This is a genomic window from Streptomyces sp. NPDC052016, from assembly GCF_044548445.1.
Lineage (GTDB): Bacteria > Actinomycetota > Actinomycetes > Streptomycetales > Streptomycetaceae > Streptomyces.
On sequence record NZ_JBIUBX010000014.1, the window covers coordinates 91,622 to 112,120 of the forward strand.

The following is a 20,499-nucleotide window of genomic DNA, read 5'->3' on the forward strand; positions in this document are numbered from 1 at the left end:
GACGGGTCCCGCTCAGCCGCCGAACTCCTGCAGACCCTTCAGCGCCTGGTCCAGCAGTGCCTGACGGCCCTCCAGCTCGCGCTCCAGCTTGTCCGCCTTCGCGGTGTTGCCCTGGGCGCGCGCCTGCTCGATCTGGGACCGCAGCTTGTCCACGGCCGCCTGGAGCTGACCGGTCAGACCCTCGGCACGCGCGCGTGCCTCCGGGTTGGTCCGGCGCCACTCGGCCTCCTCGGCCTCCTGGATCGCGCGCTCCACGGCGTGCATCCGGCCCTCGACCTTCGGCCGGGCGTCCCGCGGCACATGGCCGATGGCCTCCCAGCGCTCGTTGATCGAGCGGAACGCGGCCCGGGCCGCCTTCAGGTCCTCGATCGGCAGGAGCTTCTCGGCCTCCTCGGCCAGCCCCTCCTTCAGCTTCAGGTTCTCCCCCTGCTCGGCGTCCCGCTCCGCGAAGACCGAGCTGCGGGCGGCGAAGAAGACGTCCTGGGCACCGCGGAAGCGGTTCCACAGGTCGTCCTCGTGCTCGCGCTGGGCGCGGCCCGCGGCCTTCCACTCCGCCATCAGCTCGCGGTAGCGCGCGGCCGTCGGACCCCAGTCCGTCGAGCCCGACAGCGACTCGGCCTCGGCGACCAGCCGCTCCTTGGTCCGGCGGGCCTCCTCGCGCTGCGCGTCCAACTGCGCGAAGTGCGCCTTGCGGCGCTTGGAGAACGCCGAGCGCGCGTGCGAGAACCGGTGCCACAGCTCGTCGTCCGACTTGCGGTCGAGGCGGGGCAGGCCCTTCCAGGTGTCCACCAGGGCACGCAGCCGCTCGCCGGCCGCCCGCCACTGGTCGGACTGCGCCAGCTGCTCCGCCTCCGTGACCAGGTCCTCCTTGGCCTTGCGGGCCTCGTCGGACTGCCTGGCGCGCTGCTGCTTGCGCTCCTCCCGGCGCGCCTCGACCGTCGCCACCAGCTTGTCCAGCCGGGCCCGCAGCGCGTCCAGGTCGCCGACCGCGTGGTGCGCGTCCACCTGCTCGCGCAGGTGGTCGATGGCGGCCTGGGCGTCCTTCGCCGACAGGTCGGTGGTCTGGACTCGCTTCTCGAGGAGGCCGATCTCGACAACCAGGCCCTCGTACTTGCGCTCGAAGTAGGCCAGCGCCTCCTCGGGGGAGCCTGCCTGCCAGGAGCCGACGACCTGCTCGCCGTCGGCCGTACGCACGTACACGGTCCCCGTCTCGTCGACGCGGCCCCACGGGTCGCTGCTCACAGCGCCTCCTCCACATGATGCCTCCGTGGGGCTTCCTCGCCCCCGGGCATCGTCCACAGTTTCGTCACGGCCAACATAGGCGACCGGCGGGTCGCCTGTCCGCATCCGCGCGACCGAAATTGCGCAGTTGACCGCCCTTGTCGTCAGGACTTCGCGACCGTCGCCTTGTTGATCACGACCGTCGCGTTCGGGGCGCCGTCACCGGCGCCCGTGTTCTCACCCGCGGCGGCGATCTTCTTCAGGACCGTCATGCCTTCGGCCGACACCGTACCGAACGGTGTGTAGCTGGGCGGGAGCGAACTGTCCTGGTAGACGAGGAAGAACTGGCTGCCGCCGGTGTTCGGCTGGCTGGTGTTGGCCATCGCCACCGTGCCCGCCGGGTAGATGTTGTCCTTGAGGCTCTTGTCCTTCAGGTTCTCGTCCGGGATGGTGTAGCCCGGTCCGCCGCTGCCGCTGCCCGTCGGGTCGCCGCACTGCAGCACGTAGATGCCGTTGGTGGTGAGGCGGTGGCACTTGGTGTGGTCCAAGTAGCCCTTGCCCGCGAGGAAGTTGAACGAGTTCACGGTGTGCGGGGCGGCCGACGCCTTCAGCGCGATGTCTATCTCGCCGCACGTCGTCGCGAGCTTCATCGTGTACTTCGCCGACTTGTCGATCGTCATCGCCGGCTCCTTCTTCCAGGTCTGCGACTTGACCGAGCCCGCGGCGGGCTTCTCGCACGGGTCCTCGACCGCGCTGGGGGTGGCGGACGGGGTCGACTCCGCGCTCGCGTTCGACTTGTCGTCGTCCTTCAGGACGCCCGTGGTGTACAGGGTGAGGCTGCCCACCACGATCACGCCGAGCACCGACGCGATCACCGAGTTGCGCACGCGCGCCTTGCGCCGCGCGGCCGTGCGGCGCTGCTGCTGCCGCAAGAACTTCTCCCGGGCGAGCTGACGCTTGCGCTGTTCCTGGGTGACCACCGGGTTCTCTCCTCATGCGTCTCGTACGTCGGCCGGTACGCGTGCGTGGGTGAGCCGACCGCCCGCGTGTGCCCCGTACCGTATATGGGTTCGCTGAGGAAACGGCAGCGCCGGTAGGCTCTGACGACGGGCGCAGCCGCTCGCAAGCCACCCGTACCGATACAAACGAAGGACGATCGTGCTCATTGCCGGGTTCCCCGCCGGGGCCTGGGGGACGAACTGTTATCTCGTCGCCCCCGCCGCCGGTGAGGAGTGCGTGATCATCGACCCGGGCCACCAGGCGGCCCCCGGAGTCGAGGAAGCGATCAGGAAGCATCGGCTCAAGCCCGTCGCCGTCGTCCTCACCCACGGCCACATCGACCACGTGGCCTCGGTCGTCCCGGTGTGCGGCGCACACGACGTGCCGGCCTGGATCCACCCCGAGGACCGGTACATGATGAGCGACCCCGAGAAGGCGCTCGGCCGGTCCATCGGGATGCCGCTGATGGGCGAGCTGACGGTGGGGGAGCCGGACGACGTCCGCGAGCTGACCGACGGCGCCACGCTGGCCCTGGCGGATCTGGAGTTCTCCGTCGCGCACGCGCCGGGCCATACCAAGGGGTCGGTGACCTTCCGGATGCCCGAGGCGGCGGACATCCCGCCCGTCTTCTTCTCGGGCGATCTGCTCTTCGCCGGCTCCATCGGACGCACCGACCTGCCCGGCGGTGACATGGCCGAGATGCTCGACTCGCTGGCCCGCGTGTGCCTGCCGCTCGACGACTCGACCGTGGTGCTGTCCGGCCACGGCCCCCAGACGACCATCGGCCAGGAGCGCGCCACCAACCCGTATCTGCGGCAGGTGGCCGCCGGCCAGGGAGCCTCACCGGCTCCCCGACGAGGAATGTGACGAGAGACTTCCCGTGAGCACCTTTCAGGCCCCCAAGGGCACGTACGACCTGATCCCGCCGGACAGCGCCACGTACCTCGCCGTCCGCGAGGCCATCGCCGCCCCCCTGCGCACCTCCGGCTACGGCTACATCGAGACGCCTGGCTTCGAGAGCGTCGAGCTCTTCGCGCGTGGTGTCGGCGAGTCCACCGACATCGTGACCAAGGAGATGTACGCCTTCGAGACCAAGGGCGGCGACAAGCTGGCCCTGCGTCCCGAGGGAACCGCGTCCGTCCTGCGCGCCGCGCTGGAGGCCAACCTCCACAAGTCGGGCAACCTCCCGGTCAAGCTCTGGTACTCGGGTTCGTACTACCGCTACGAGCGCCCGCAGAAGGGCCGCTACCGCCACTTCTCCCAGGTCGGTGCCGAGGCGATCGGCGCCGAGGACCCGGCCCTGGACGCCGAGTTGATCATCCTGGCCGACCAGGCGTACCGCTCGCTGGGCCTGAGGAACTTCCGCATCCTCCTGAACAGCCTGGGCGACAAGGAGTGCCGCCCCGTCTACCGGGCCGCTCTCCAGGACTTCCTGCGCGGCCTGGACCTGGACGAGGACACGTTCCGCCGCGCGGAGATCAACCCGCTGCGCGTGCTGGACGACAAGCGCGAGTCGGTGCAGAAGCAGCTCGGAGGCGCCCCCCTCCTGCGTGACTACCTCTGCGACGCCTGCAAGGCGTACCACGAGGAGGTCCGTGAGCTGGTCACCGCGGCGGGCGTCGCCTTCGAGGACGACCCCAAGCTGGTCCGCGGCCTGGACTACTACACGCGCACGACCTTCGAGTTCGTCCACGACGGACTCGGTTCGCAGTCCGCGGTCGGCGGCGGCGGCCGCTACGACGGCCTGTCCGAGATGATCGGCGGCCCCGCGCTGCCGTCCGTCGGCTGGGCCCTCGGCGTCGACCGCACGGTCCTCGCGCTGGAGGCGGAGGGCGTCGAGCTCGAACTCCCCTCGACCACCAGCGTGTACGCCGTCCCGCTCGGCGAGGAGGCCCGCCGCGTCCTCTTCGCCAAGGTGACCGAACTGCGCAAGCTGGGCGTCGCCGCCGACTTCTCCTACGGCGGCAAGGGCCTCAAGGGCGCGATGAAGAACGCCAACCGCAGCGGGGCCCGTTACGCGATCGTCGCCGGTGAGCGCGACCTCGCCGAGGGCGTCGTCCAGCTCAAGGACATGGAGTCGGGCGAGCAGACGGCGGTCGGGGTCAACGAGATCGTCGCGGAGCTCGAGTCGCGGCTCGGCTAGAGCGGCACGCGCGCGTGGGCGCCGGATGCCTGAGGCGTCCGGCGCCTTCCTCGTCCCCGGGCGGTGGCCGGAACCGGGCGTTCACCGCGCGTCGCTCGTTCATCCTTATGTGAAGCGAACGGTGCGCAGACGCACGTGTGCGGCACAATGGCCCCTGCCCGAAGATGGTCCAAGTCTCAAGTGACGGAATCGGCGTGATGAGCAAGACGACAGTCCAAGACGTCTCCACCGAGCCCGAGCCGGAGGGCGCCGGGGCGGCCGCGCCGGGAACGGCGGGCGGCAGCCGGGCGTTCGCCCTGCTGCTGGTGATCACCGGCGCGGCCGGTCTGCTCGCCGCGTGGGTCATCACGATCGACAAGTTCAAGCTGCTCGAGGCGAAGGTCGAGGGCAAGACGTTCACGCCCGGCTGCAGCCTGAACCCCATCGTCTCCTGCGGCAGCGTCATGGAGAGCAAGCAGGCAGCCGCCTTCGGCTTCCCGAACCCGATGCTCGGCCTCGTCGCCTACGGCATCGTCATCGCCGTCGGCATGACCCTGCTGGCCCGCGCCCGCTTCCCCCGCTGGTACTGGCTCACCTTCAACTTCGGCACGCTCTTCGGCGTCGCCTTCTGCACCTGGCTGCAGTTCCAGTCCCTGTACCGGATCAACGCCCTGTGCCTGTGGTGCTGCCTGGCCTGGGTCGCGACGATCATCATGTTCTGGTACGTGACCTCGTTCAACGTCCGCAACGGCTTCCTGCCCGCCCCCGGCTGGCTGAGGAGCTTCTTCGGCGAGTTCACCTGGGTCATGCCCGTCCTGCACATCGGCATCATCGGCATGCTGATCCTGACCCGCTGGTGGGAGTTCTGGACCAGCTGACCCCCGGCGCCGGGCGGCCGCCGGCACCGTCCCGGGCCGCCGACTGCGCCGGCCGGATTGTCAGTGCGGTCCTTTAGGGTTTCAGCGTGGAGCCCGACCTGTTCACCGCCGCAGCAGAAGAACGCCAGGAGAAGGACCCCGCCGGCAGCCCCCTGGCGGTCCGCATGCGCCCGCGCACCCTCGACGAGGTGGTGGGCCAGCAGCACCTGCTGAAGCCGGGCTCACCCCTGCGCCGCCTGGTCGGCGAGGGCGCCAAGGGCCCGGCAGGCCCCTCCTCCGTGATCCTCTGGGGCCCTCCCGGCACGGGCAAGACGACCCTGGCGTACGTCGTCTCCAAGGCCACCAACAAGCGCTTCGTGGAACTCTCCGCGATCACCGCCGGCGTCAAGGAGGTCCGCGCGGTCATCGACGGAGCCCGCCGCGCCACCGGCGGCTTCGGCAAGGAGACCGTCCTCTTCCTCGACGAGATCCACCGCTTCAGCAAGGCCCAGCAGGACTCCCTCCTCCCGGCCGTCGAGAACCGCTGGGTCACCCTCATCGCGGCGACCACCGAGAATCCGTACTTCTCGGTGATCTCGCCCCTGCTGTCCCGCTCGCTGCTGCTGACCCTCGAACCCCTCACCGACGACGACCTCCGCGGACTCCTGCGGCGGGCGCTCGACGACGAACGCGGCCTCAAGGGCGCCGTCACCCTCCCCGATGACACCGAGGCCCACCTCCTGCGCATCGCCGGCGGTGACGCCCGCCGCGCCCTGACCGCCCTGGAGGCCGCCGCCGGGGCCGCACTCGACAAGGGCGAGACGGAGATCGCCCTGTCGACGCTCGAGGAGACGGTCGACCGGGCCGCGGTGAAGTACGACCGCGACGGCGACCAGCACTACGACGTCGCCAGCGCGCTCATCAAGTCCATCCGCGGCTCCGACGTCGACGCCGCCCTGCACTACCTGGCCCGGATGATCGAGGCCGGCGAGGACCCCCGCTTCATCGCCCGCCGTCTGATGATCTCCGCCAGCGAGGACATCGGCCTCGCCGACCCCAACGCGCTGCCCGTCGCCGTCGCCGCCGCCCAGGCCGTCGCCCTGATCGGCTTCCCCGAGGCCGCCCTCACCCTCAGCCACGCCACCATCGCCCTCGCACTGGCCCCCAAGTCGAACTCCGCGACGACCGCGATCGGCGCCGCCCTGGACGACGTGCGCAAGGGACTGGCCGGACCCGTGCCGCCGCACCTGCGGGACGGGCACTACAAGGGCGCGGCCAAGCTGGGTCACGCGCAGGGGTACGTGTACCCGCACGACCTGCCCGAGGGGATCGCCGCGCAGCAGTACGCCCCGGACGCGATCAGGGAGCGGGAGTACTACACGCCCACCCGGCACGGCGCCGAGGCCCGGTACGCGGACGCCGTGGAGTGGACCCGCAAGCACCTCGGTCGCAAGCGGTCCTGAGCACCCTGTAGACTCGCGTGAAGTGCTGAGTCCTGTGTCCGGGCCCTTGTCGAAGAGGGACCGGCTCACCAGAGCGGGACATCCAGCCGGAGACCTGGTCCGCCAGGCACTCCAGGAGCGTCGCGCACCGTCGAACGGTGTCGCGGGCAGCCCACCACCACCCCGGATGCCGGGAGCGGTCGGTGGGCCACTCGCGTGCTGCACGTATGTGCCCAGACCAGGGGAGCGGCTGCCCTCCAGGCCCCGAGCGGGCCCGGCGGGTTTCCCCGGCTGCGGATGCGACCTCCCCTAACCCTGGTGAAGCCGTATTCGCATAAGAAACACGAGGTGTTTGGTTCATGGCGAACCAGTCCCGCCCCAAGGTCAAGAAGTCGCGTGCCCTCGGCATCGCGCTGACCCCGAAGGCCGTCAAGTACTTCGAGGCCCGCCCCTACCCGCCGGGTGAGCACGGCCGTGGCCGCAAGCAGAACTCGGACTACAAGGTCCGTCTGCTGGAGAAGCAGCGTCTGCGCGCGCAGTACGACATCTCCGAGCGCCAGCTGGTCCGCGCCTACGAGCGTGCCTCCAAGGTGCAGGGCAAGACCGGTGAGGCCCTGATCGTGGAGCTCGAGCGCCGTCTCGACGCCCTGGTCCTGCGTTCGGGCATCGCCCGCACCATCTACCAGGCCCGTCAGATGGTCGTTCACGGCCACATCGAGGTCAACGGCCAGAAGGTCGACAAGCCGTCGTTCCGCGTCCGTCCCGACGACGTCGTGATGGTCCGCGAGCGCAGCCGCGAGAAGACCCTCTTCCAGATCGCCCGTGAGGGCGGTTTCGCCCCCGACGGCGAGACCCCGCGCTACCTGCAGGTGAACCTCAAGGCCCTGGCGTTCCGCCTGGACCGCGAGCCGAACCGCAAGGAAGTTCCGGTCATCTGCGACGAGCAGCTCGTCGTCGAGTACTACGCCCGCTGATCCCTCGGCGGTCGTAGGACTTCTGCGCCCTGAACCCGTCGTCCCCCCGCCCTTCCGGGCGGGCGGGGCGGCGGGTTCGCGCATGTGCGCGCATGGGCGGGGGAGCCGTGGCTACCCGGCTGTCCGCACCGGCAAATCCGGTTCGGAGCGCCGCCCCCGGCGCGATAGGCTCGGTGCACGACTTTTTCGATGCAGAGGCACGTATCAGGGAGCGGGTGCGCAGTGTCCGGTGGAGAAGTGGCCGGCATCCTGGTGGCCGTGTTCTGGGCGATCCTGGTCTCCTTCCTCGCCGTCGCGCTGGCGAGGCTGGCCCAGACGCTCAGGGCGACCACCAAGCTGGTCGCGGACGTGACCGACCAGGCCGTTCCGTTGCTGGCCGACGCGTCCGCCGCGGTGCGCTCGGCGCAGACCCAGATCGACCGGGTCGACGCGATCGCCTCGGACGTCCAGGAGGTCACGTCGAACGCCTCCGCGCTGTCCACCACGGTCGCCTCCACCTTCGGCGGACCCCTGGTCAAGGTCGCCGCCTTCGGCTACGGCGTCCGCCGGGCCCTCGGCGGCCGCAAGGACGACGTGCCCGCCGAGGAGCCCAGGCGTACCGTGATCGTGGGCCGGACCGTGCCGGCCTCACGGCGGGCGAGGCGCACCTCCCGTGGAAAGAGGGACTGACGCAGCGATGTTCCGCCGTACGTTCTGGTTCACCACGGGCGTCGCCGCCGGTGTGTGGGCCACCACCAAGGTCAACCGCAAGCTGAAGCAGCTGACCCCCGAGAGCCTCGCCGCGACCGCGGCCAACAAGGCACTCGAGACGGGAGCGCGCCTCAAGGACCGCGCGGTGGGCTTCGCGCTCGACGTCCGCGACAACATGGCCCGGCGGGAGGCCGAGCTGGAGGAGGCCCTCGGGATCCACGCGGACCCCGGACTCCAGGCACCCCGGCGGCCCGCCGCCATCGAGAACGACCGCAGCAACCCGAAGTACATCGAGAACACGACGTACTCGTACAACCGGAATGAGGACCACTGATGGAGTCGGCTGAGATCCGCCGCCGCTGGCTGAGCTTCTTCGAGGAGCGCGGGCACACCGTCGTCCCTTCGGCGTCGCTCATCGCGGACGACCCGACTCTGCTCCTCGTCCCGGCCGGCATGGTGCCCTTCAAGCCCTACTTCCTGGGTGAGGTCAAGCCGCCCTTCGCCCGCGCCACCAGCGTGCAGAAGTGCGTGCGCACGCCGGACATCGAAGAGGTCGGCAAGACCACGCGCCACGGCACGTTCTTCCAGATGTGCGGCAACTTCTCCTTCGGCGACTACTTCAAGGAAGGCGCCATCAAGTACGCCTGGGAGCTGCTCACCAGCCCCCAGGACAAGGGTGGTTACGGCCTGGAGCCGGAGAAGCTCTGGATCACCGTCTACAAGGACGACGACGAGGCCGAGCGCATCTGGCACGAGGTCGTCGGTGTGCCGAAGGAGCGCATCCAGCGCCTCGGCATGAAGGACAACTACTGGTCCATGGGCGTCCCCGGCCCCTGCGGCCCCTGCTCCGAGATCAACTACGACCGCGGCCCCGAGTTCGGCGTCGAGGGCGGCCCCGCCGTCAACGACGAGCGGTACGTGGAGATCTGGAACCTCGTCTTCATGCAGTACGAGCGCGGCGAGGGCATCGGCAAGGACAACTTCGAGATCCTCGGCGAGCTGCCGAGCAAGAACATCGACACGGGCCTCGGCCTGGAGCGCCTCGCCATGATTCTGCAGGGCGTGCAGAACATGTACGAGATCGACACCTCCATGGCCGTCATCAAGAAGGCCACCGAGCTGACCGGCGTGGCCTACGGCGACGCCCACGACTCGGACGTCTCCCTGCGCGTGGTCACCGACCACATGCGCACGTCCGTCATGCTCATCGGCGACGGCGTCACCCCCGGCAACGAGGGCCGCGGGTACGTGCTGCGCCGCATCATGCGCCGCGCCATCCGCAACATGCGCCTGCTCGGCGCCACCGGCCCGGTCGTCAAGGACCTCATCGACACCGTCATCGGGATGATGGGCCAGCAGTACCCCGAGCTGGTCACCGACCGCGAGCGCATCGAGAACGTCGCCCTCGCCGAGGAGGCCCGCTTCCTCAAGACCCTCAACGCCGGCACCAACGTCCTGGACGGCGCCGTCAGCGAGACCAAAGCCGCCGGATCCACCGTGCTGCCCGGCGACAAGGCCTTCCTGCTCCACGACACCTGGGGCTTCCCGATCGACCTCACCCTCGAGATGGCCGCCGAGCAGGGCCTGTCCGTGGACGAAGAGGGCTTCCGCCGCCTGATGAAGGAGCAGCGGGAGCGCGCCAAGGCCGACGCCCAGGCCAAGAAGACCGGCCACGCCGGCGCCGGCGCCTACCGCGAGATCGCCGACAAGGCCGGCGCGACCGACTTCATCGGCTACACCGACACCCAGGGCGAGTCCACGATCGTCGGCATCCTCGTCGACGGCGTCTCCTCCCCGGCCGCCGGCGAGGGCGACGAGGTCGAGATCGTCCTCGACCGCACCCCCTTCTACGCCGAGGGCGGCGGCCAGATCGGCGACACCGGTCGCATCAAGGTCGACACCGGCGCCGTCGTCGAGATCCGCGACTGCCAGAAGCCCGTCCCCGGCGTCTACGTGCACAAGGGCGTCGTCCAGGTCGGCGAGGTCACCGTCGGCGCCAAGGCCCACGCCTCGATCGACGCCCGCCGTCGCACGGCCATCGCCCGCGCCCACTCGGCCACCCACCTCACCCACCAGGCCCTGCGTGACGCGCTCGGCCCGACGGCCGCCCAGGCCGGTTCCGAGAACCAGCCCGGCCGCTTCCGCTTCGACTTCGGCTCGCCGTCCGCCGTCCCGACGGCCGTGATGACCGACGTCGAGCAGAAGATCAACGAGGTGCTCGCCCGCGACCTCGACGTGCACGCCGAGGTCATGGGCATCGACGAGGCCAAGAAGCAGGGCGCCATCGCCGAGTTCGGCGAGAAGTACGGCGACCGGGTCCGTGTGGTGACCATCGGCGACTTCTCCAAGGAGCTGTGCGGCGGCACGCACGTGCACAAGACCTCCCAGCTGGGCCTGGTCAAGCTGCTCGGCGAGTCGTCGATCGGCTCGGGCGTGCGCCGTATCGAGGCTCTCGTCGGTGTGGACGCCTACAACTTCCTCGCCCGCGAGCACACCGTCGTCGCCCAGCTCCAGGAGCTGATCAAGGGCCGTCCGGAGGAGCTCCCGGAGAAGGTCTCCGCCATGCTCGGCAAGCTGAAGGACGCCGAGAAGGAGATCGAGAAGTTCCGCGCCGAGAAGGTGCTGCAGGCCGCCGCCGGTCTCGCCGAGTCCGCCAAGGACGTACGCGGCATCGCTCTCGTCACCGGTCAGGTGCCGGACGGCACGACCGCCGACGACCTGCGCAAGCTCGTCCTCGACGTCCGTGGCCGCATCCAGGGCGGCCGGGCCGCCGTCGTCGCCCTGTTCACCGTGGCGAACGGCAAGCCGCTCACGGTGATCGCCACCAACGAGGCCGCCCGCGAGCGCGGCCTCAAGGCCGGAGAGCTGGTCCGTACGGCTGCCAAGACCCTCGGCGGCGGCGGTGGCGGCAAGCCGGACGTCGCCCAGGGCGGTGGCCAGAACCCGGCCGCCGTCGGCGAGGCCGTCGACGCCGTCGAGCGCCTCGTGGCGGAAACGGCCAAGTGATGCGCCGCGGCCGTCGCCTCGCGATCGACGTCGGGGACGCCCGCATCGGGGTCGCCTCGTGCGACCCCGACGGCATCCTCGCCACCCCGGTGGAGACCGTCCCCGGGCGCGACCTCCCCGCGGCCCATCGCCGGCTGAAGCAGCTGGTCGAGGAGTACGAACCGATCGAGGTCGTCGTCGGTCTCCCTCGCTCCCTGAAGGGGGGCGAGGGCCCGGCGGCCGTCAAGGTCCGCGGTTTCGCCCAGGAGCTGGCCCGGGGCATCGCGCCGGTCCCGGTCCGGCTCGTCGACGAGCGGATGACGACCGTGACGGCCGGCCAGAGCCTGCGGGCCTCCGGCGTGAACGCCAGGAAGGGACGTTCCGTCATCGACCAGGCGGCCGCTGTGATCATCCTCCAGCAGGCGCTGGAATCCGAACGAGTGTCAGGCACAGCACCCGGCGAGGGCGTCGAAGTGGTCATCTGATCGCGATACGGTAACGTTCCGCGCGATGCGGCGGTGTTCGAACAGCCGCCGCACAGAGAGAGGCGGAGCGGAAGCCGGGCCCACAGGCCGCGCGTCCGCCGCCTCGCGGCTCTAGGGGATCGATGACTGAGTATGGCCGGGGTCCAGGCTCCGAACCGTGGCATCCGGAGGACCCGTTGTACGGGGACGGCGGATGGGAAGGGCAGCAGGCCCACGTCGGCCATCAGCCTGCCCACGGCGGCCAGCCACAGCACTACCCGCAGCAGCCGCAGCAGGCGCAGTACGGCGACTGGGGCAACGGACAGGCGCAGCAGTACGGCCAGCACTACGACCCGCAGCAGTACCAGCAGCCCTACGACCCGCAGCAGTACCAGCAGTACGCCCAGGCCCACCAAGGTCACCCCGGCCAGCAGGGCCATCCCGGACAGCAGGGCCACCCGGGGCAGCAGGGTCACCCGCAGACGTACCACGAGGGCGGCTGGGACGGCACCGGCACCCACGCGCACGTCCCGTACGCCGCCGACCCCGGTGACCCGTACGGCCAGCAGGCAGCGGCCTACGGGGCCGAGCAGCCGGACTTCTACGGCACCCCGGACGCCTACCCACCGCCCGAGCCGCCCGCCCGTCGACGTCCCGAGCCGGAGCCCGAGGCCGTACCGGAGGCCGAGCAGCCGCGGCCCGACTGGGACCCGGGACCCGACCAGGGCGAACACGCCTTCTTCGCGGGTGGCGGGGGCGACGACGAGGACGACGAGCCGGAGGGCCGGGAGAGCCGCCGGGGCCGGGGCGGCAAGGGCGCCAAGGACCCCAAGGGCAAGAAGCGCCGCAACGGATGCGCCTGCCTGGTCGTCGTGCTCGTGTTCGGCGGCGGTATCGGCGGCGTCGGCTACTTCGGCTACCAGTTCTACCAGAATCGTTACGGCGCGGCCCCGGACTTCGCGGGCGCGGGAAACAGCCAGACGGTGAGCGTCGAGGTGCCCAAGGGCGCGGGCGGCGCGGAGATCGGCCGCAGGCTGAAGGAGGCGGGCGTCGTCAAGAGCGTCGACGCCTTCGTGTCCGCGTTCACCAGCAATCCCGAGGGCGCCAAGATCCAGGCGGGCGCGTACATCCTGAAGAAGGAGATGTCCGCGAAGAGCGCCGTCGAGATGATGCTGGACCCGAAGAGCCAGGCCAACGTGATGGTCACGCCCGGCCAGCGCAACATCAAGGTCTACCAGGCGATCGACGCGAAACTCGGCCTGTCCTCCGGCACCACCCGGGGCGTCGCCGAAAAGGAGTTCAAGAGCCTCGGGCTGCCCAGTTGGGCCAACAGCGACAGCGACATCAAGGACCCGCTGGAAGGCTTCCTCTACCCCGGCACCTATCCCGCGGCCAAGGGCATGAAGCCGGCCGCGGTGCTCAAGGAGATGGTGCAGCGGGCCAACGAGGCCTACGGCAAGTACGACCTGCAGGCCAAGGCCGAGTCGCTCGACCTGGAGAACCCGCTGCAGGTCATCACGGTCGCCAGCCTCGTCCAGGCCGAGGGCAAGACGGACGACGACTACCGCAAGATGGCCGAGGTCGTCTACAACCGTCTCAAGCCGACGAACACCGAGACCAACCAGTTGCTGCAGTTCGACTCGACGTTCAACTACCTGAAGAACGAGAGCAACATCCACATCAGCGAGTCCGAGATCAACAGCAACAAGGACCCGTACAACACGTACACCCAGAAGGGTCTGCCGCCGGGTCCGATCGGGAACCCGGGCGCCAACGCCCTCGCGGCGACGCTGAATCCGACGAGCGACGGCTGGATCTACTTCGTCGCGACCGACGGTGCGCACAAGACCGAATTCGCGAAGACCTATGCGCAGTTCGAGGAACTCAAGGCCAAGTTCAACAAGAATGCCGGTAACTGAGGAAATGAGCGGCACAAACCGGACGCGTGACGTCCGTCGTCACCGGGCGGCGGTGCTCGGCAGCCCCATCGCCCACTCCCTCTCGCCGGTGCTGCACCGCGCCGCGTACCGGGCGATGGAACTCACCGACTGGACGTACGACCGCTTCGACGTCGACGAGGCGGCCCTGCCCGGGTTCGTCGAGGGGCTCGGCCCCGAGTGGGCGGGGCTGTCGCTGACCATGCCGCTCAAGCGGGCGGTGATCCCGCTGCTCGACGAGATCAGCGAGACGGCGGCCTCCGTCGAGGCGGTCAACACGCTCGTGTTCACCGAGGACGGCCGACGCGTCGGCGACAACACCGACATTCCCGGCATGGTGGCCGCGCTGCGTGAGCACGGTGTCGAGCAGGTCGACACGGCGGCCATCCTCGGCGCCGGCGCCACCGCCTCCTCCGCGCTGGCCGCCCTGGCCCGCGTCTGCACCGGCGAGGTCGTCGCCTACGTGCGCAGCGCTGCCCGGGCCGCCGAGATGCGGGAGTGGGGCGAGCGCCTCGACGTCGAGGTCCGTACGGCGGACTGGGCGGAGGCGGCCGAGGCGCTGCGCTTCCCGCTGGTCGTCGCGACCACCCCCGCCGGAGCGACGGACGCCCTCGCCGCCGCGGTGCCGGAGCGGCCCGCGACCCTCTTCGACGTGCTGTACGAGCCGTGGCCGACCGAGCTGGCCGCCCGCTGGTCCATGTTCGGCGGCGCCGTCGTCAGCGGGCTGGACCTGCTGGTGCACCAGGCGGTGTTCCAGGTGGAGCAGATGACCGGCCGCTCGCCGGCCCCCGTCGACGCCATGCGAAAAGCGGGCGAACACGCCCTCGCCTCCCGCTAGGATCCGCTGAGTTCCGCAGGGGGCGGAGCATGGTGTGGGGGGAGTCAGGTACATGCCCAACGTGTCGGCCGGGGAGTCGCTGGCGTCGGTCAAGGGTGAGATCTTCGAGGCCGTGCTGTGGTTCCTGCCCGAGTGGGCGCAGCTCACGGTGCTCGCGCTGATCGTGCTGGCCGTCCTCGCCTCGTGGATCCTGAAGCTGAAGCGCAGGATCGCCCACCGGCGGGCCGTGCGGGCCGGTGCGGCCGTGCCCGCGGCCGCGCAGTCCGGGCAGGGGCGCGGCGCGGACCACCTCGGCGCGTACGCCCCGCAGCAACGGCGCGGCGGGCAGAACCCGTCACCGGGCCGGCCGAGCGGCGCCGACTTCCTCGGCGCCTACGCTCCGCAGCGGGACCAGCGGAGCCCTGGCGGCCTGCCTGAGCAGCCCCAGGCGCCCGCCGGGCCCAGCGGCGCCGACTTCCTCGGCGCCTACGCCCCCCAGTCGCGGCAGGGCGACGCGCGCTGACCCCGGCCACCGCGCCAGCCCCGTCCGCCTGGTGGACCGGCGGCCGGTTCCGGGTCGCGGACGTGGGAGGATCGTAGGTGGCGGGCCTGGGTCGCGCACCCGGTCACGTCGTTGCCGTACGCGAGGACGCGCGTGCGCAGGGCAGTACCAGGCGCGAGCACTGAGGAGCACCGTTGAGCAGGTTGCGCTGGCTGACCGCGGGGGAGTCCCACGGTCCCGCACTCGTGGCGACGCTGGAGGGCCTTCCCGCCGGCGTGCCGATCACCACGGAGATGGTGGCGGACCATCTGGCGAGGCGCCGGCTCGGCTATGGGCGCGGTGCGCGAATGAAATTCGAGCGGGACGAGGTCACCTTCCTCGGCGGTGTCCGGCACGGCCTCACCCTCGGCTCCCCGGTCGCGATCATGGTGGGCAACACCGAGTGGCCGAAGTGGGAGCAGGTCATGGCGGCCGACCCGATCGACCCCGAAGTGCTCGCCGGACTCGCCCGCAACGCGCCGCTGACCCGGCCGCGCCCCGGCCACGCCGACCTGGCCGGCATGCAGAAGTACGGCTTCGACGAGGCCCGCCCGATCCTGGAGCGCGCCTCCGCGCGCGAGACGGCCGCCCGTGTCGCGCTCGGCGCCGTCGCCCGGTCGTACCTGAAGGAGACGGCCGGCATCGAGATCGTCAGCCACGTCGTCGAGCTGTGCTCCGTGAAGGCCCCGCAGGGTGTGTACCCCACCCCGGCCGACGTCGAGAAGCTGGACGCCGACCCGCTGCGCTGCCTGGACGCGGACGCGTCGAAGGCGATGGTCGCCGAGGTCGACCAGGCCCACAAGGACGGCGACACCCTCGGTGGCGTGGTCGAGGTGCTGGCGTACGGCGTTCCCGTCGGCCTCGGCTCGCACGTCCACTGGGACCGCAAGCTGGACGCCCGCCTGGCCGGTGCGCTGATGGGCATCCAGGCCATCAAGGGCGTCGAGGTCGGCGACGGCTTCGAGCTGGCGCGCGTGCCGGGTTCCAAGGCGCACGACGAGATCGTCAACACGCCCGAGGGCATCCGGCGTGTGTCGGGCCGCGCGGGCGGTACCGAGGGCGGCCTGTCCACCGGTGAGCTGCTGCGGGTGCGCGCCGCCATGAAGCCGATCGCGACCGTGCCGCGGGCGCTGCAGACCGTCGACGTGACCACCGGCGAGGCCGCGCAGGCCCACCACCAGCGCTCCGACGTCTCCGCGGTCCCGGCCGCCGGCATCGTCGCCGAGGCCATGGTGGCCCTCGTCCTGGCGGACGCGGTGGCGGAGAAGTTCGGCGGCGACAGCGTGGCCGAGACCCGCCGCAACGTCACCTCGTACCTCGAGAACCTGGCCATCCGATGAACCCCGTCGTGGTGCTCGTCGGCCCCATGGGCGTGGGCAAGTCCACGGTGGGGCAGCTGCTGGCCGCGCGGCTCGGCGTCGGCTACCGGGACACCGACGACGACATCGTGGCCGAGCAGGGCCGGACGATCGCCGAGATCTTCGTCGACGAGGGCGAGCCCGCCTTCCGGGCGATCGAGAAGGAGGCCGTGCGGCGGGCGCTCGGCGAGCACGACGGCGTTCTGGCGCTCGGCGGCGGGGCGATCCTCGACGAGGACACCCGCGCGCTGCTGGCCGGGTCGCGGGTGGTCTACCTCTCCATGGACGTCGAGGAGGCGGTCAAGCGCACCGGCCTGAACGCGGCCCGCCCGCTGCTCGCGATCAACCCGCGCAAGCAGTGGCGCGAGCTCATGGAGGCCAGGCGGCACCTGTACGAGGGGATCGCCACGGCGGTCGTCGCCACGGATGGCCGTACGCCCGAAGAAGTCGCCGAAGTCGCCCTGGACGCCCTGGAGTTGAAGGAAGCATGAGTGAGGCAGTGACGCGTATCCGGGTCGGCGGCAGCGCGGGTGCCGACCCCTACGAGGTGCTGATCGGCCGTCAGCTCCTGGGGGAGCTCGGCGGACTGATCGGCGACCGGGCCCGGCGGGTCGCCGTCATCCACCCCGAGGCGCTCGCCGAGACCGGCGACGCGCTCCGCGCCGACCTGGCCGAGCAAGGCTACGAGTCCGTCGCCATCCAGGTGCCGAACGCGGAGGAGGCGAAGACCGCCGAGGTCGCCGCCTACTGCTGGAAGGCGCTCGGCCAGTCCGGGTTCACGCGCACGGACGTCGTGGTGGGCGTCGGCGGCGGCGCGACCACCGACCTCGCCGGGTTCGTCGCCGCGACCTGGCTGCGCGGAGTGCGCTGGATCGCCATCCCGACGACGGTACTGGCCATGGTGGACGCGGCCGTCGGCGGCAAGACCGGCATCAACACCGCCGAGGGCAAGAACCTCGTCGGAGCCTTCCACCCCCCGGCCGGCGTGCTGTGCGACCTGGCCGCGCTGGACTCGCTCCCGGTCAACGACTACGTCTCCGGGCTCGCGGAGATCATCAAGGCCGGCTTCATCGCCGACCCGGTGATCCTCGACCTCATCGAGGCCGACCCCGAGGCCGCCCGCACACCGGCCGGCCCGCACACCGCCGAGCTGATCGAGCGCTCCGTCCAGGTCAAGGCGGACGTCGTCTCCTCCGACCTGAAGGAGTCGGGCCTCAGGGAGATCCTCAACTACGGCCACACCCTGGCCCACGCGATCGAGAAGAACGAGCGGTACAAGTGGCGCCACGGCGCCGCCGTCGCGGTCGGCATGCATTTCGCCGCCGAGCTCGGCCGACTCGCCGGCCGGCTGGACGACGCCACGGCCGACCGCCACCGCACCATCCTCCAGGCGGTGGGCCTCCCGCTGCACTACCGCTACGACCAGTGGCCCAAACTGCTGGAGACCATGAAGGTCGACAAGAAGTCCCGCGGCGACCTGCTGCGCTTCATCGTCCTGGACGGCCTGGCCAAGCCCACCGTCCTGGAAGGCCCCGACCCGGCGGTCCTGCTCGCCGCGTACGGCGAAGTGGGGGAGTAAGTCCGCGGGCTTCCCTTCCGCCCGATTCGCTTTCCACAACGGGCACTTCGCACCGCCCCCGGCCGTTCACCCATCGACGGCCGGGGGCGGTACCGTTCAGTGGCGAGCGGGCGGTCCGCCTTCCCGCTGCCAGCGTCAAGCGCCTGCGGCGAGCGAGCCGAAGGGGCGTGCCGGGGGCGACCCAGCCCAGAAGAACGAGACGGAGTGGCACCGGATGCAGCACGCAGTGGGTTCTCCGCTGCCGCCGCCCCACCAGCCGGGGCACGGACCGGCCGTCGGCTGGTCACCGGCCGCACAACACCCGGGACCGCACCACCCGCGCGGCAACCCCCCGCAGCCGGCCCCCGGGCCCCCGCCGCACCCAGCGCCGGGCTTCACCGGAGCACCCCCCTCCGGCCCGGTCCCGCCCATGCCCCGGCCACCGGTCCCGCCCGTGCCGCACCCCCCGACACCGCAGCACGCCTCCGTCCCGCCGGGCACCGACACCACCGGCCACGTCCCGCTGCCCCCCGGCGGCCCCGTCGCCGTGCCCAGCGCGTCCCCCGCCGCGAGCGCCCCCGACCCGGCGGCCACCACCCTCGCGGTGCTGCTGATCGGCCCCGCGGGCGCCGGGAAGACCAGCGTCGCCAAGTTCTGGGCCGACCACCGCCGGGTGCCGACCGCCCACATCAGCCTGGACGACGTGCGCGAATGGGTCCGCTCCGGCTTCGCCGACCCGCAGCGGGGGTGGAACGACAACTCCGAGGCCCAGTACCGTCTGGCCCGCCGCACCTGCGGCTTCGCCGCCCGCAATTTCCTGGCCAACGGCATCTCGTGCATCCTGGACGACGCGATCTTCCCCGACCGCCCGGCCGTCGGCCTCGGCGGCTGGAAACGCCACGTGGGCCCCGGGCTGCTCCCGGTCGTCCTCCTCCCCGGCCTCGAGGTCGTCCTGGAACGCAACGCCGAGCGCTCCGGCAACCGCCGCCTCACCGACGAGGAGGTCGCCCGCATCCACGGCCGCATGGCCGGGTGGTACGGCTCCGGCCTGCCGATCATCGACAACTCCCAGCTCGACGTCCCCGCGACGGCCAGGGCCCTGGACGAGGTCCTGGCGAGGGCGATCGCGAGTCCTCCGAAGTGGTAGGGGGCCGGCCCGGCACCTGATGCCGGGTGCGCGCCCGCGCGCCGCAGCCGCACGGGGGGTACCGCGTGCCCCTGGCAGGCCGGTCCCCACCGGCCCGCACCCGGCGGACCAGCCCACCTGGCCTCTCGCCACCGGCCCGCACCCGGTGGACCAGCCCACCTGGCCTCTCGCCACTGGCCCGCACCCGGCTAATCAACCCACTCGGCCCCTCCCAACCGGCGCAAACCGGTCATGGCTCCTACGCTCGACTCATGTCAGAGGTGTACGCGTCCCGCCGAACCCGCCTACGGGAACGCTGCAACGCGTCGGGCAACGCGGCAGCGCTGATCTCCCGCCCCGCCAACGTCAGATACCTGGCGGGCGCGGCGCCCCTGGGCGCCGTCCTCCTGCTGGGCAAGGACGAGGACCTCCTCGTCTGCACGGGCCCGCCCGACGAGCGCCCCACCGAGGGCCGGCCCGACGAAGCGCTGAAGGTGCACGTCCTTCCCCGCACCGGAGGCGACCCCGCCGTGGCCGCCACGGGCATCCTCGCGGCCGAGGACGCCGACTCCCTCGCGGTGGAGGAACATCACCTCACGGTGGCCCGCCACCGTGCCCTCCGCTCGGTCGCACCGCGGGTGCGCCTGGCCGACCTCGGCGGCGCGGTCGAACAGCTGAGGATCGTCAAGGACGAGGAGGAGATCTCCTGCCTGCGCATCGGCGCCGAGATCGCCGACCAGGCCCTGGGGGAACTGCTCGAATCCATCCTCGTCGGCCGCACCGAGCGCCATCTCGCCCTCGAACTGGAGCGTCGGCTGGTCGACCACGGCGCCGACGGCCCCGCGTTCCCCACCGCCGTGGGCACCGGCCCCCACTCCGGCCGGCGCGGCCACCGGCCCACCGACCGGCGCGTGGAGGAGGGCGACTTCCTCTCCGTCTGCCTGGGTGCGACCTACCGGGGCTACCGCTGCGAGATCGGCCGCACCTTCGTCATCGGCACGTCGCCGGCGGACTGGCAGGTCGAGCTGTACGACCTCGTCTTCGCCGCCCAGCGGGCCGGCCGCGAGAGCCTGGCACCCGGGGCCGCCTACCGTGACGTGGACCGTGCCGCACGCCAGGTGCTGTACTCCGCGGGGTACACGGAGGGTCTGCCGGCGATGACCGGGCACGGCGTCGGGCTCGAAATCGACGAGGACCCGCAGTTGGCTCCCGCGGCCATGGGTAAACTGGACGCTTGCGTGCCGGTCACCGTCGAACCGGGGGTCCACCTCCCGGGCCGGGGCGGTGTCCGGATCGATGACACGCTCGTCGTACGCCCCGAGGCGGACGGCGGACCCGAGCTACTCACCATCACGACCAAGGAGCTGCTCGCACTATAGGCAGGTGCGTGCCCCCGGGGTCGTCCACG

19 protein-coding genes are annotated in these 20,499 nt (G+C 71.3%); 17 read left to right on the plus strand and 2 right to left on the minus strand.

Features of this window, described 5'->3' with window-relative positions:
* Positions 1-12 precede the first annotated feature (12 nt).
* A complete protein-coding gene (locus ACIHAR_RS18985) occupies positions 13-1,242 on the minus strand; it encodes a DUF349 domain-containing protein (protein WP_365455455.1) in 1,230 nt (409 codons plus the stop codon).
* A gap of 143 nt (positions 1,243-1,385) precedes the next feature.
* Entirely contained in the window at positions 1,386-2,201 is an 816-nt protein-coding gene (locus ACIHAR_RS18990; protein ID WP_400020520.1) for a peptidylprolyl isomerase, read from the minus strand.
* A gap of 178 nt (positions 2,202-2,379) precedes the next feature.
* Here ACIHAR_RS18990 and ACIHAR_RS18995 point away from each other — a divergent pair, with 178 nt between their 5' ends.
* The 17 genes from ACIHAR_RS18995 (at position 2,380) to ACIHAR_RS19075 (ending at position 20,470) form a co-directional block, all read left to right on the plus strand.
* Positions 2,380-3,087, plus strand: a complete 708-nt coding sequence (locus tag ACIHAR_RS18995; protein WP_400020522.1) for an MBL fold metallo-hydrolase — start codon at positions 2,380-2,382, stop codon at positions 3,085-3,087.
* Between the two features lie 13 nt (positions 3,088-3,100).
* On the plus strand, positions 3,101-4,363 hold the full coding sequence (gene hisS / locus ACIHAR_RS19000; RefSeq protein ID WP_400020524.1) for a histidine--tRNA ligase: 1,263 nt from the start codon (positions 3,101-3,103) through the stop codon (positions 4,361-4,363).
* A gap of 197 nt (positions 4,364-4,560) precedes the next feature.
* The gene (locus tag ACIHAR_RS19005; protein ID WP_365455443.1) at positions 4,561-5,220 is read left to right on the plus strand and encodes a vitamin K epoxide reductase family protein; all 660 of its coding nucleotides are present in this window, start codon (positions 4,561-4,563) and stop codon (positions 5,218-5,220) included.
* A gap of 86 nt (positions 5,221-5,306) precedes the next feature.
* Complete coding sequence (locus ACIHAR_RS19010; RefSeq protein ID WP_365455440.1) at positions 5,307-6,662, plus strand: replication-associated recombination protein A; 1,356 nt, start codon at positions 5,307-5,309, stop codon at positions 6,660-6,662.
* 338 nt (positions 6,663-7,000) lie between these two features.
* Positions 7,001-7,615: a 30S ribosomal protein S4 gene (gene rpsD, locus ACIHAR_RS19015; RefSeq protein WP_208781099.1), complete on the plus strand. Its 615-nt coding sequence runs from the start codon at positions 7,001-7,003 to the stop codon at positions 7,613-7,615.
* Between the two features lie 222 nt (positions 7,616-7,837).
* Positions 7,838-8,284: a DUF948 domain-containing protein gene (locus tag ACIHAR_RS19020; protein WP_365455436.1), complete on the plus strand. Its 447-nt coding sequence runs from the start codon at positions 7,838-7,840 to the stop codon at positions 8,282-8,284.
* A 7-nt stretch (positions 8,285-8,291) separates the two neighbouring features.
* On the plus strand, positions 8,292-8,639 hold the full coding sequence (locus ACIHAR_RS19025) for a hypothetical protein (protein WP_365455433.1): 348 nt from the start codon (positions 8,292-8,294) through the stop codon (positions 8,637-8,639).
* Positions 8,639-11,311, plus strand: a complete 2,673-nt coding sequence (gene alaS, locus ACIHAR_RS19030) for an alanine--tRNA ligase (RefSeq protein ID WP_365455430.1) — start codon at positions 8,639-8,641, stop codon at positions 11,309-11,311. Before ACIHAR_RS19025 ends, alaS begins: the two co-directional genes overlap by 1 nt.
* Positions 11,311-11,775: a Holliday junction resolvase RuvX gene (ruvX, locus tag ACIHAR_RS19035; RefSeq protein ID WP_400020528.1), complete on the plus strand. Its 465-nt coding sequence runs from the start codon at positions 11,311-11,313 to the stop codon at positions 11,773-11,775. The genes alaS and ruvX overlap by 1 nt, the downstream gene beginning before the upstream one ends.
* Before the next feature lie 122 nt (positions 11,776-11,897).
* Positions 11,898-13,673, plus strand: coding sequence for an endolytic transglycosylase MltG (mltG, locus tag ACIHAR_RS19040; RefSeq protein ID WP_400020530.1), 1,776 nt, complete (start codon positions 11,898-11,900; stop codon positions 13,671-13,673).
* 4 nt (positions 13,674-13,677) lie between these two features.
* Positions 13,678-14,529, plus strand: a complete 852-nt coding sequence (locus ACIHAR_RS19045; protein ID WP_400020532.1) for a shikimate dehydrogenase — start codon at positions 13,678-13,680, stop codon at positions 14,527-14,529.
* Between the two features lie 52 nt (positions 14,530-14,581).
* Positions 14,582-15,031, plus strand: a complete 450-nt coding sequence (locus tag ACIHAR_RS19050; protein WP_400020533.1) for a hypothetical protein — start codon at positions 14,582-14,584, stop codon at positions 15,029-15,031.
* A gap of 173 nt (positions 15,032-15,204) precedes the next feature.
* A complete protein-coding gene (aroC, locus tag ACIHAR_RS19055; protein WP_365455415.1) occupies positions 15,205-16,389 on the plus strand; it encodes a chorismate synthase in 1,185 nt (394 codons plus the stop codon).
* Positions 16,386-16,898 (plus strand): shikimate kinase, encoded by a 513-nt coding sequence (locus tag ACIHAR_RS19060; protein WP_365455412.1) that lies wholly within the window; start codon positions 16,386-16,388, stop codon positions 16,896-16,898. The genes aroC and ACIHAR_RS19060 overlap by 4 nt, the downstream gene beginning before the upstream one ends.
* Entirely contained in the window at positions 16,895-17,986 is a 1,092-nt protein-coding gene (gene aroB / locus ACIHAR_RS19065; RefSeq protein ID WP_400020536.1) for a 3-dehydroquinate synthase, read from the plus strand. Before ACIHAR_RS19060 ends, aroB begins: the two co-directional genes overlap by 4 nt.
* A 214-nt stretch (positions 17,987-18,200) precedes the next feature.
* Positions 18,201-19,112, plus strand: a complete 912-nt coding sequence (locus ACIHAR_RS19070; protein ID WP_400020538.1) for a Pro-rich N-terminal domain-containing protein — start codon at positions 18,201-18,203, stop codon at positions 19,110-19,112.
* A gap of 251 nt (positions 19,113-19,363) precedes the next feature.
* A complete protein-coding gene (locus ACIHAR_RS19075; RefSeq protein ID WP_365455403.1) occupies positions 19,364-20,470 on the plus strand; it encodes an aminopeptidase P family protein in 1,107 nt (368 codons plus the stop codon).
* Positions 20,471-20,499: the final 29 nt, after the last annotated feature.

Bases quoted from the DNA above. Each gene is read 5' to 3' on its own strand.
- ACIHAR_RS19005 (WP_365455443.1), top strand. From the start codon at position 4,561: ATGAGCAAGACGACAGTCCAAGACGTCTCCACCGAGCCCGAGCCGGAG.
- ACIHAR_RS19050 (WP_400020533.1), top strand. From the start codon at position 14,582: ATGCCCAACGTGTCGGCCGGGGAGTCGCTGGCGTCGGTCAAGGGTGAG.
- rpsD (WP_208781099.1), top strand. From the start codon at position 7,001: ATGGCGAACCAGTCCCGCCCCAAGGTCAAGAAGTCGCGTGCCCTCGGC.
- ACIHAR_RS19075 (WP_365455403.1), top strand. From the start codon at position 19,364: ATGTCAGAGGTGTACGCGTCCCGCCGAACCCGCCTACGGGAACGCTGC.
- ACIHAR_RS19060 (WP_365455412.1), top strand. From the start codon at position 16,386: ATGAACCCCGTCGTGGTGCTCGTCGGCCCCATGGGCGTGGGCAAGTCC.
- mltG (WP_400020530.1), top strand. From the start codon at position 11,898: ATGACTGAGTATGGCCGGGGTCCAGGCTCCGAACCGTGGCATCCGGAG.
- ruvX (WP_400020528.1), top strand. From the start codon at position 11,311: ATGCGCCGCGGCCGTCGCCTCGCGATCGACGTCGGGGACGCCCGCATC.
- ACIHAR_RS19045 (WP_400020532.1), top strand. From the start codon at position 13,678: ATGAGCGGCACAAACCGGACGCGTGACGTCCGTCGTCACCGGGCGGCG.
- ACIHAR_RS19025 (WP_365455433.1), top strand. From the start codon at position 8,292: ATGTTCCGCCGTACGTTCTGGTTCACCACGGGCGTCGCCGCCGGTGTG.
- alaS (WP_365455430.1), top strand. From the start codon at position 8,639: ATGGAGTCGGCTGAGATCCGCCGCCGCTGGCTGAGCTTCTTCGAGGAG.
- ACIHAR_RS19070 (WP_400020538.1), top strand. From the start codon at position 18,201: ATGCAGCACGCAGTGGGTTCTCCGCTGCCGCCGCCCCACCAGCCGGGG.
- aroB (WP_400020536.1), top strand. From the start codon at position 16,895: ATGAGTGAGGCAGTGACGCGTATCCGGGTCGGCGGCAGCGCGGGTGCC.